Consider the following 8,827-nt stretch of genomic DNA (forward strand, 5'->3'; position numbering starts at 1 on the left):
TTCTCCTTGTTGTCACTCACAGTGCCAGACCCCCCTCGCGGGCGCCGTCGGCGATGGCGGCGACACGACCGGCGTAGCGGTTGCCGCCACGGTCGAACACTGCCTCGGAAACGCCGGCAGCCTTCGCACGCTCGGCGAGGAGCTCGCCGACCTTGCGGGCCTTGGCGGTCTTGTCACCCTCGAGCGAACGCAGGTCGGTCTCGAGCGTCGATGCCGACGCCACGGTGTGACCCTTGCTGTCGTCGACCAGCTGCACGAAGACGTGGCGGGCCGAGCGGTTGACGACGAGACGCGGACGCGCCTCGGTGCCGACGACCTTCTTGCGAAGGCGGGCGTGACGACGCGCGCGGGCGTCAGACTTTGACTTGAGAGCCATGGTTACTTACCACTCTTTCCGGCCTTGCGACGCACGTTCTCGCCGGCGTAGCGCACACCCTTGCCCTTGTACGGCTCGGGCTTGCGGATCTTGCGGATGTTCGCAGCTGCCTCACCGACAGCCTGCTTGTCGATCCCGCTGACGGTGAGCTTGGTGGTGCCCTCGACCGTGAGCGTGATGCCGGCGGGCGGGTCGATCAGGACCGGGTGCGAGAAGCCGAGAGCGAACTCGACCGAGTTGCCCTTCTGCTGCACGCGGTAACCGGTGCCGACGACCTCGAGACCCTTGGTGTAGCCCTGGGTCACGCCGATGATGTTGTTGTTGATGAGCGTGCGGGTCAGGCCGTGAAGCGACCGCGACTCGCGCTCGTCGTCGGGACGGGAGACCAGAACCTGGTTCTCCTCGACCGCGACCTCGATGGGGCTGGCCACCGTGAGGGTGAGTTCACCCTTGGGGCCCTTCACCGCGACCTCACGGCCGTCGACCGAAACGGTCACGCCCGCAGGAACGTCGATGGGAAGTCGTCCGATACGCGACATTTCGAATTACCACACGTAGGCGAGAACTTCTCCGCCCACGCCCTTCTGCTCAGCCTGACGGTCGGTGAGAAGACCGGAGGAAGTGGACAGGATTGCCACGCCAAGGCCGCCGAGGACCGTGGGAAGCTCGGTGGACTTCGCGTAGACGCGGAGGCCGGGCTTCGAGACGCGCTTGATACCAGCGATCGAGCGCTCGCGGTTCGGGCCGTACTTCAGCGTCAGCGTGAGGTTCTTCCCGACGCGAGCGTCAGAGGTCTCCCAACCGGCGATGTAGCCCTCCTGCTGGAGGATCTGAGCGATGTGCGTCTTGAGCTTGCTCGACGGCAGGGTCACAGAATCGTGGTGCGCCGAGTTCGCGTTGCGCAGACGGGTCAGCAGATCTGCGACCGGGTCTGTCATTGTCATTGTTGATTTCCTTTGTTCATGAGGTTCCGGCTGCCGTTACACGACAGACGGCCTGCGATGACACGCAATTTTCAATTGTACGTGCACATCGACGGGCTCAGTGACACGAGACCACTGAGCCCGTCAAGGTTGTTACGCCTGTGCGTCTTCCGAGCGGAACGGGAAGCCGAGGTGGCGGAGCAGTGCCCGACCCTCGTCATCCGTCTTCGCGGTGGTGACGACGGTGATGTCGAAACCGCGAACCCGGTCGATCTTGTCCTGATCGATCTCGTGGAACACGCTCTGCTCCTGGAGACCGAAGGTGTAGTTGCCGTTGCCGTCGAACTGCTTGGCCGAGAGACCGCGGAAGTCGCGGATACGGGGCAGTGCGAGCGAGACGAGGCGATCCACGAACTCCCACGCGCGGTCACCACGGAGGGTGACGTGCGCGCCGATGGCCTGACCCTCACGCAGCTTGAACTGCGCGATGGACTTGCGAGCCTTCGTGACGATCGGCTTCTGGCCGGTGATCTTGGTGAGATCCTCGACCGCGCCATCGATCACCTTGCTGTCGCGAGCTGCCTCGCCGACACCGGTGTTCACGACGACCTTGACCAGTCCGGGGATCTGCATGACGTTCGCGTAACCGAACTCTTCCTGCATCGCCTTCTTGATCTCGGCGTTGTACTTCGCCTTCAGGCGGGGCTGGATCTTGCCAGCCACCGCGGCGTCGGTGCTTGCCATCAGAGGTCCTTACCGCTCTTCTTCGCGTAGCGCACGCGGACGGTGCGCTTCACGCCGTCCTTCGTCTGCTCCTCGACCCGGTGGCCGACCTTGGTCGGCTTCTTGGTCGAGGGGTCGACGAGTGCGACGTTCGAGATGTGGATGGAGGCTTCGACGGTCTCGATGCCTCCGGTCTTGGTGCCACGCTGCGTCTGTCCGACGCGGGTGTGCTTGGTGACGTAGTTCACGCCTTCGACGATGACGCGGTTCTTCTCGGCAAGGACGTCGAGGACCTTGCCCTGCTTGCCGCGGTCGCCGCCACGCTCCTGCGTGGCACCGGTGATGACCTGAACCAGGTCACCCTTCTTGATCTTCGCCATGATTAGATGACCTCCGGCGCCAGCGAGACGATCTTCATGAACTTCTTGTCACGAAGCTCACGACCGACCGGCCCGAAGATACGGGTGCCGCGGGGCTCCCCGTCGTTCTTCAGGATCACTGCGGCGTTCTCGTCGAACTTGATGTAGGAGCCGTCCGGACGACGGACCTCCTTCTTGGTGCGGACGATGACCGCCTTGACGACGTCGCCCTTCTTCACGTTGCCACCGGGGATCGCGTCCTTGACGGTCGCGACGATGGTGTCGCCGAGGCCCGCGTAACGACGCTTCGAGCCACCGAGAACGCGGATGGTGAGCAGCTCCTTGGCGCCGGTGTTGTCGGCGACCTTGAGTCGGGATTCCTGCTGAATCACTTGGCCTTCTCCAGAATCTCCACCAGGCGCCAGCGCTTCGTGGCGCTCAGCGGGCGGGTCTCGTTGATCAGGACCAGGTCGCCGATGCCGGCGGAGTTCGCCTCATCGTGCGCCTTGACCTTCGAGGTGCGGCGGATGACCTTGCCGTAAAGCGGGTGCTTCACGCGGTCCTCGACCTCGACCACGATGGTCTTGTCCATCTTGTCGCTGACGACGTAGCCGCGACGTGCCTTGCGGTAACCGCGGGCAGCGGCGTCGCGGACGTCGTGCTCGGACGACTCGTGTCCTGCGGCCTGCGTCTCCACAGTCGCTTCCTTCTTGGTGGCCATCACTCAGCCTCTTCCTTCACGGCGTCGTCGGCGGAGTCCGCCTTCTTCGCCTTCGACTTGGTCGCCTTCTTGGCCGGAGCCTCGACCGGAGCAGGCGTCGCACGGATGCCCAGCTCGCGTTCGCGGATCACGGTGTAGAGGCGCGCGATGTCGCGCTTGACGGCGCGGATGCGGCCGTGGCTCTCCAGCTGGCCGGTGGCCGACTGGAAACGGAGGTTGAACAGCTCCTCCTTGGCCTTGCGCAGCTCCTCAACGAGGCGCTGGTCTTCGAATGTATCGAGCTCTGCCGGGGCGAGCTCCTTGGTGCCGATCGCCATTACGCGTCGCCCTCCTCGCGCTTGATGATGCGTGCCTTGAGCGGCAGCTTGTGAATTGCACGGGTCAGAGCTTCGCGTGCGAGCTCCTCGTCGACACCCGCGACCTCGAAGAGGACACGGCCCGGCTTGACGTTGGCGACCCACCACTCGGGGGAACCCTTACCGGAACCCATGCGGGTTTCGGCAGGCTTCTTCGTGAGCGGACGGTCGGGGTAGATGTTGATCCACACCTTTCCACCACGCTTGATGTGACGGGTCATCGCGATACGAGCGGACTCGATCTGACGGTTCGTCACGTAAGCGGGCGTGAGGGCCTGGATACCGTACTCGCCGAAGGAGACCTTCGTGCCGCCGGTGGCCTGACCCGAGCGACCCGGGTGGTGCTGCTTGCGGAACTTGACCTTACGGGGGATGAGCATTATGCCGACGCTCCTTCTGCGACAGGTGCCTCGTTGCGCGGGGCACGGCGGCGGTCGCCACCACGGTCGTCACGACGAGCCTTGGGTGCGTTGGCCTGCTCGCGAGCGAGCTCCTTCGCGGTCAGGTCGCCCTTGTAGATCCAGACCTTCACGCCGATGCGGCCGAAGGTGGTCTTCGCCTCGTAGAAGCCGTAGTCGATGTTCGCACGAAGCGTGTGCAGCGGCACACGGCCTTCGCGGTAGAACTCCGAACGGCTCATCTCGGCGCCGCCGAGACGGCCGGAGACCTGGATGCGGATGCCCTTGGCGCCGGCGCGCTGAGCGCCCTGCAGACCCTTGCGCATCGCACGACGGAACGCCACACGAGCAGAGAGCTGCTCGGCGATGCCCTGTGCGACCAGCTGAGCGTCGGCCTCGGGGTTCTTGACCTCGAGGATGTTCAGCTGGATCTGCTTGCCCGAGAGCTTCTCGAGGTCGCCGCGAATGCGCTCGGCCTCGGCTCCACGACGACCGATCACGATGCCCGGACGGGCGGTGTGGATGTCGACGCGGACGCGGTCACGGGTGCGCTCGATCTCGATGTTCGAGACACCGGCGCGGTCGAGCTGCGTCTTGAGCAGGTTACGGATCTTGATGTCTTCGGCGACGTAGTCGGCGTAGCGCTGACCCGGCTTCGTCGAGTCAGAGAACCAACGCGAGACGTGGTCCGTCGTGATGCCGAGACGGAAGCCGTACGGGTTTACCTTCTGTCCCATTACTTGCTCGCCTTCTTGTTGCTGTCGCCCGCGGCGGCCGGAGCTGCCTCAGGCGTCGAGAGCACGACCGTGATGTGGCTCGTGCGCTTCTTGATCTGGAAAGCGCGACCCTGTGCACGGGGCTGGAAACGCTTGAGCGTGGTGCCCTCGTCGACGTACGCGTTGGCCACGTACAGGTCCTTCTCGTCGAGGAACTCGCCGTCGCGATCCGCCTTCACCTGCGCGTTGGCCATGGCCGACGCGACAAGCTTGTAGATCGGCTCGCTGGCGCTCTGCTGCGCGAACTTCAGGATCGCGAGAGCTTCCTGTGCCTGCTTGCCCTTGATGAGCGCGACGACACGACGAGCCTTCTGAGGGGTCACGCGGATGTGTCGCACGCGTGCGATCGATTCGACCATTAGCGGCGCCGCCCCTTCTTGTCGTCCTTCTCGTGGCCGCGGAAGGTGCGGGTGGGCGCGAACTCGCCCAGCTTGTGACCGACCATGGTCTCGGACACGAACACAGGGATGTGCTTGCGTCCGTCGTGGACCGCGATCGTGTGACCCAGCATGGCCGGGATGATCATGGACCGACGGGACCAGGTCTTGATGACGTTCTTGGTGCCGGCTTCGTTCTGCACGACCACCTTGCGAAGCAGGTGATCGTCGACGAAGGGGCCCTTCTTAAGACTGCGAGGCATCTTCTCTTACTCCTACTTACGCTTCTTGCCGGCGTTACGACGACGCACGATGTACTTGTCGCTTTCCTTGTTGGCGTGACGGGTACGACCCTCAGCCTGGCCCCACGGGGAAACGGGGTGACGACCACCGGAGGTCTTACCCTCACCACCACCGTGCGGGTGGTCGACCGGGTTCATCGCGACACCACGCACGGTCGGGCGGACGCCCTTCCAGCGCATGCGGCCGGCCTTACCCCAGTTGATGTTCGACTGCTCGGCGTTGCCGACCTCGCCGATGGTCGCGCGGCAGCGCGCATCGACGTTGCGGATCTCGCCCGAGGGCAGACGCAGCTGGGCGTAGGGGCCGTCCTTGGCGACGAGACGGACGGATGCACCGGCCGAACGTGCCATCTTCGCGCCGCCGCCGGGGCGGAGCTCGATCGCGTGGATGACCGTACCCGTGGGGATGTTCTTCAGCGGGAGGTTGTTGCCCGGCTTGATGTCAGCCCCGGCACCCGACTCGACGATGTCGCCCTGCTTCAGCTTCGCCGGAGCGAGGATGTAGCGCTTCTCACCGTCGAAGTAGTGCAGCAGCGCGATGCGCGCGGTGCGGTTGGGGTCGTACTCGATGTGAGCGACCTTGGCGTTGACGCCGTCCTTGTCGTTACGACGGAAGTCGATGACGCGGTACTGGCGCTTGTGGCCACCACCGATGTGACGGGTCGTGATGCGGCCCTGGTTGTTGCGACCACCGGTCTTCGAGAGCGGGCGCAGCAGCGACTTCTCCGGCGTCGATCGAGTGATCTCGGCGAAGTCAGCCACCGACGAGCCGCGACGGCCCGGGGTCGTGGGCTTGTACTTGCGAATAGCCATTATTGTCCTTATCCCCCGGATCAGCCGATTGCCGTGAAGATGTCGATGGTGCCCGACTTCAGGGTCACGATGGCGCGCTTGGTGTCCTTGCGCTTGCCGGTGCCGAAGCGGGTGCGGCGAGCCTTGCCGACGCGGTTGAGGGTGTTGACCCCTGCGACCTTGACGCCGAAGATCTTCTCGATGGCGAGCTTGATCTCGGTCTTCGAAGCGCGCGGGTCGACGAGGAAGGTGTACTTTCCTTCATCGATGAGCCCGTAGCTCTTCTCGGACACGACCGGCTTCAGGATGATGTCGCGCGGGTCCTTGTTCAGGGCCGTCTGGAGAACAGATGCCTGCTCGCTCATGCGGAGACCTCCTGGTTGGCGCCGGACTTGGAGGCGATGAAGCCCTCGAGCGCGGCCTGGGTGAAGACGATGTCGTCGGAGACGAGCACGTCGTATGCGTTGAGCTGGTCGAACGTCAGCACGTGCAGGTTCGACAGGTTGCGGATGCTCTTCAGCGTCACGTCATCGTTGCGCTCGATCACGACGAGCACGTTCTTCGACGAGACGACGTTGGTGAGGAAGTTCACCGCGGTCTTGGTCGAAGGCGTGCCGTCGATCCCGAAGGACTCGATGGCGTGGATGCGGTCACCGCGGAAGCGGTCGCTGAGCGCGCCCAGCAGGGCTGCAGCGATCATCTTCTTGGGGGTGCGCTGCGAGTAGTCGCGCGGCTTGGGGCCGTGGACGATGCCACCACCGGTCATGTGCGGCGCGCGGATGGAACCCTGACGGGCGTTACCCGTGCCCTTCTGCTTGAAGGGCTTGCGGCCGGCACCGGAGACCTCGCCACGACGCTTGGTCGAGTGCGTGCCCTGGCGAGCCGCCGCGAGCTGCGCGACGACGACCTGGTGGATGAGCGGGATGTTCGTCTTGGCGTCGAACAGCGCGGCGGGAAGCTCGATGGAGCCTGCCTTCTTGCCGTCTGCCTTGAGGACGTCGAGCGCGAGAGTGGAGTCAGCCATGATCAGGCACCCTTCACTGCGTTGCGGACATAGACGATGCGACCACGAGCACCGGGGACGGCGCCCTTGACGAGCATGAGTCCCTTCTCGATGTCGATGGCGTGCACCGTGAGGTTGAGGACGGTCACGCGCTCGCCACCCATACGGCCGGCCATGCGCATGCCCTTGAAGACGCGGCTCGGGGTCGACGATGCGCCGATGGAACCGGGCTTGCGGTGGTTGCGGTGCGAACCGTGCGAAGCCGAGACGCCCTTGAAGTTGTGACGCTTCATGACACCGGCGAAGCCCTTGCCCTTGCTCGTGCCGACGACGTCGACGAGCTGGCCTGCTTCGAAGGTGCCGTCGACCGTGAGCTCCTGGCCCAGGGTGTAGTCGCCGGCGTCCGCGGTGCGGATCTCGGTGACGTGACGACGCGGCGTGACGCCGGCTGCCTCGAAGTGGGCGGTGAGCGGCTTGTTCACCTTGCGGGGGTCGATCTGGCCGTACGCGATCTGCACGGCGTTGTAGCCGTCCTTCTCGGGCGTGCGGACCTGGGTGACCACGTTGGGTGCCAGCTCGATGACGGTGACGGGAACCAGCTTGCCGCTCTCGTTCCACACCTGGGTCATACCGAGCTTCGTGCCCAGCATGCCCTTGGAAACCTTGGAGTTGATGTCAGCCATGTCGAACCTCAGAGCTTGATCTCGATGTTGACATCGGCAGGCAGGTCGAGGCGCATCAGCGAGTCGACAGCCTTGGGCGTCGGGTCGACGATGTCGATCAGACGCTTGTGGGTGCGCATCTCGAAGTGCTCGCGGCTGTCCTTGTACTTGTGCGGCGACCGGATGACGCACACGACGTTCTTCTCGGTCGGAAGGGGCACGGGTCCGACGACGGTCGCGCCCGCACGGGTCACGGTGTCGACGATCTTGCGTGCGGACGTGTCGATGACCTCGTGGTCATACGACTTCAGGCGAATGCGGATCTTCTGTCCCGCCATTGTCTGCTCTCTCTCTTTAGGCGTCTTACCGTCCGGGACCGGGTGGCCCTGGGGCATTGGACGCACGTCGGCGCTGTTCGCGCCTCGGCACGAGAACGGCTCTCACGAGTCGATCTGCTGCACCACTGTTCTTCTGTCAGCCGGACGCTGCGAAGCGACCGGATGCCGACCTTCCGCCGCGCACGGCAGAACCCTTCATGAAGAGGGGTGTCGGGGTGTGTTCTGCTACCCGCGGCCTAGAACCCTGCACCATCCCGGAGGAGGCGCCGTCTATGCACAGCCCTGGCAGTGATCCATCGCACGCACAGCGGCGACGGAATATCGAACCTGTCTATTCTGCCACGGCTGATTTCACTTCCGCAAACCCGGGCGTGTCGCGCCCGGTCGGCCGACCTCGGAACGGGTCGGGAACCGCGTCAGTTCGCCGGGGAGAGCGGGGCGAGGCATCCCCATGCCTCGCCCCGCTTGGGGAGGGCGTTCAGTGCGAGGGGGCACACCGAACGCGAGTAGTCCGGCGTGAAGGGACGCCGAACTCCTCGACCGAGGGCGCGGCGGAAGACCCGCCGCGCAGGCAGGGAGACGCTCAGGCGCAGTGACTGCGCGCGTCGCACGATGATCCCCAAGATCGCTATCCCCAGTTTGTACGCGGAAGACCGCGTGCTTCGGGAGACCGAACCCCTTCGGCTTCCCCGACCGCAAGATCCCCAGGCAGTCGAGTCGA

The 8,827-nt window shown here is 64.8% G+C and carries 17 protein-coding genes; all 17 read right to left on the reverse strand.

Going from position 1 to position 8,827, the window contains the following annotated elements:
- Positions 1 to 16: 16 nt before the first annotated feature.
- Positions 17 to 376 (reverse strand): 50S ribosomal protein L18, encoded by a 360-nt coding sequence (gene rplR / locus ASD13_RS02835; RefSeq protein ID WP_017201578.1) that lies wholly within the window; start codon positions 374 to 376, stop codon positions 17 to 19.
- Positions 377 to 378: 2 nt separating this feature from the next.
- The gene (rplF, locus tag ASD13_RS02840; protein WP_055865585.1) at positions 379 to 915 is read right to left on the reverse strand and encodes a 50S ribosomal protein L6; all 537 of its coding nucleotides are present in this window, start codon (positions 913 to 915) and stop codon (positions 379 to 381) included.
- Positions 916 to 921: 6 nt separating this feature from the next.
- Positions 922 to 1,320: a 30S ribosomal protein S8 gene (gene rpsH / locus ASD13_RS02845; RefSeq protein WP_017829198.1), complete on the reverse strand. Its 399-nt coding sequence runs from the start codon at positions 1,318 to 1,320 to the stop codon at positions 922 to 924.
- A 132-nt stretch (positions 1,321 to 1,452) separates the two neighbouring features.
- Positions 1,453 to 2,043, reverse strand: a complete 591-nt coding sequence (rplE, locus tag ASD13_RS02850; protein ID WP_017829199.1) for a 50S ribosomal protein L5 — start codon at positions 2,041 to 2,043, stop codon at positions 1,453 to 1,455.
- Positions 2,043 to 2,402 (reverse strand): 50S ribosomal protein L24, encoded by a 360-nt coding sequence (gene rplX / locus ASD13_RS02855; protein ID WP_017829200.1) that lies wholly within the window; start codon positions 2,400 to 2,402, stop codon positions 2,043 to 2,045. The genes rplE and rplX overlap by 1 nt, the downstream gene beginning before the upstream one ends.
- Positions 2,403 to 2,404: 2 nt before the next feature.
- Positions 2,405 to 2,773, reverse strand: a complete 369-nt coding sequence (gene rplN, locus ASD13_RS02860; RefSeq protein ID WP_017201583.1) for a 50S ribosomal protein L14 — start codon at positions 2,771 to 2,773, stop codon at positions 2,405 to 2,407.
- Positions 2,770 to 3,102, reverse strand: coding sequence for a 30S ribosomal protein S17 (gene rpsQ / locus ASD13_RS17715; protein ID WP_017829201.1), 333 nt, complete (start codon positions 3,100 to 3,102; stop codon positions 2,770 to 2,772). The genes rplN and rpsQ overlap by 4 nt, the downstream gene beginning before the upstream one ends.
- Complete coding sequence (gene rpmC / locus ASD13_RS17605) at positions 3,102 to 3,419, reverse strand: 50S ribosomal protein L29 (RefSeq protein WP_017829202.1); 318 nt, start codon at positions 3,417 to 3,419, stop codon at positions 3,102 to 3,104. Before rpmC ends, rpsQ begins: the two co-directional genes overlap by 1 nt.
- On the reverse strand, positions 3,419 to 3,838 hold the full coding sequence (gene rplP, locus ASD13_RS02875) for a 50S ribosomal protein L16 (protein WP_017829203.1): 420 nt from the start codon (positions 3,836 to 3,838) through the stop codon (positions 3,419 to 3,421). Before rplP ends, rpmC begins: the two co-directional genes overlap by 1 nt.
- Positions 3,838 to 4,593, reverse strand: a complete 756-nt coding sequence (gene rpsC / locus ASD13_RS02880) for a 30S ribosomal protein S3 (protein ID WP_017201587.1) — start codon at positions 4,591 to 4,593, stop codon at positions 3,838 to 3,840. The genes rplP and rpsC overlap by 1 nt, the downstream gene beginning before the upstream one ends.
- Positions 4,593 to 4,991, reverse strand: coding sequence for a 50S ribosomal protein L22 (gene rplV / locus ASD13_RS02885; RefSeq protein WP_017829204.1), 399 nt, complete (start codon positions 4,989 to 4,991; stop codon positions 4,593 to 4,595). Before rplV ends, rpsC begins: the two co-directional genes overlap by 1 nt.
- Complete coding sequence (rpsS, locus tag ASD13_RS02890) at positions 4,991 to 5,272, reverse strand: 30S ribosomal protein S19 (RefSeq protein ID WP_017829205.1); 282 nt, start codon at positions 5,270 to 5,272, stop codon at positions 4,991 to 4,993. Before rpsS ends, rplV begins: the two co-directional genes overlap by 1 nt.
- 12 nt (positions 5,273 to 5,284) lie before the next feature.
- Complete coding sequence (rplB, locus tag ASD13_RS02895) at positions 5,285 to 6,124, reverse strand: 50S ribosomal protein L2 (protein ID WP_017201590.1); 840 nt, start codon at positions 6,122 to 6,124, stop codon at positions 5,285 to 5,287.
- Positions 6,125 to 6,144: 20 nt separating this feature from the next.
- Positions 6,145 to 6,468: a 50S ribosomal protein L23 gene (gene rplW / locus ASD13_RS02900; RefSeq protein WP_017829206.1), complete on the reverse strand. Its 324-nt coding sequence runs from the start codon at positions 6,466 to 6,468 to the stop codon at positions 6,145 to 6,147.
- Positions 6,465 to 7,127, reverse strand: coding sequence for a 50S ribosomal protein L4 (gene rplD / locus ASD13_RS02905; RefSeq protein ID WP_021201122.1), 663 nt, complete (start codon positions 7,125 to 7,127; stop codon positions 6,465 to 6,467). Before rplD ends, rplW begins: the two co-directional genes overlap by 4 nt.
- A gap of 2 nt (positions 7,128 to 7,129) precedes the next feature.
- Positions 7,130 to 7,789 carry a 50S ribosomal protein L3 gene (gene rplC, locus ASD13_RS02910; protein ID WP_055865588.1) on the reverse strand — a complete coding sequence of 220 codons (660 nt, stop codon included), beginning with the start codon at positions 7,787 to 7,789 and terminating at the stop codon, positions 7,130 to 7,132.
- Positions 7,790 to 7,797: 8 nt separating this feature from the next.
- Positions 7,798 to 8,106, reverse strand: a complete 309-nt coding sequence (gene rpsJ, locus ASD13_RS02915) for a 30S ribosomal protein S10 (protein ID WP_017201594.1) — start codon at positions 8,104 to 8,106, stop codon at positions 7,798 to 7,800.
- Between the last annotated feature and the right edge of the window lie 721 nt (positions 8,107 to 8,827).

The sequence above is a fragment of the Microbacterium sp. Root1433D1 genome (assembly GCF_001426835.1).
GTDB lineage: Bacteria > Actinomycetota > Actinomycetes > Actinomycetales > Microbacteriaceae > Microbacterium > Microbacterium maritypicum.

Coding starts and splice junctions, on each gene's coding strand:
- rplR (WP_017201578.1), bottom strand. CDS start 376: ATGGCTCTCAAGTCAAAGTCTGACGCCCGCGCGCGTCGTCACGCCCGC.
- rplF (WP_055865585.1), bottom strand. CDS start 915: ATGTCGCGTATCGGACGACTTCCCATCGACGTTCCTGCGGGCGTGACC.
- rpsH (WP_017829198.1), bottom strand. CDS start 1,320: ATGACAATGACAGACCCGGTCGCAGATCTGCTGACCCGTCTGCGCAAC.
- rplE (WP_017829199.1), bottom strand. CDS start 2,043: ATGGCAAGCACCGACGCCGCGGTGGCTGGCAAGATCCAGCCCCGCCTG.
- rplX (WP_017829200.1), bottom strand. CDS start 2,402: ATGGCGAAGATCAAGAAGGGTGACCTGGTTCAGGTCATCACCGGTGCC.
- rpsQ (WP_017829201.1), bottom strand. CDS start 3,102: ATGGCCACCAAGAAGGAAGCGACTGTGGAGACGCAGGCCGCAGGACAC.
- rpmC (WP_017829202.1), bottom strand. CDS start 3,419: ATGGCGATCGGCACCAAGGAGCTCGCCCCGGCAGAGCTCGATACATTC.
- rplP (WP_017829203.1), bottom strand. CDS start 3,838: ATGCTCATCCCCCGTAAGGTCAAGTTCCGCAAGCAGCACCACCCGGGT.
- rpsC (WP_017201587.1), bottom strand. CDS start 4,593: ATGGGACAGAAGGTAAACCCGTACGGCTTCCGTCTCGGCATCACGACG.
- rplV (WP_017829204.1), bottom strand. CDS start 4,991: ATGGTCGAATCGATCGCACGCGTGCGACACATCCGCGTGACCCCTCAG.
- rpsS (WP_017829205.1), bottom strand. CDS start 5,272: ATGCCTCGCAGTCTTAAGAAGGGCCCCTTCGTCGACGATCACCTGCTT.
- rplB (WP_017201590.1), bottom strand. CDS start 6,124: ATGGCTATTCGCAAGTACAAGCCCACGACCCCGGGCCGTCGCGGCTCG.
- rplW (WP_017829206.1), bottom strand. CDS start 6,468: ATGAGCGAGCAGGCATCTGTTCTCCAGACGGCCCTGAACAAGGACCCG.
- rplD (WP_021201122.1), bottom strand. CDS start 7,127: ATGGCTGACTCCACTCTCGCGCTCGACGTCCTCAAGGCAGACGGCAAG.
- rplC (WP_055865588.1), bottom strand. CDS start 7,789: ATGGCTGACATCAACTCCAAGGTTTCCAAGGGCATGCTGGGCACGAAG.
- rpsJ (WP_017201594.1), bottom strand. CDS start 8,106: ATGGCGGGACAGAAGATCCGCATTCGCCTGAAGTCGTATGACCACGAG.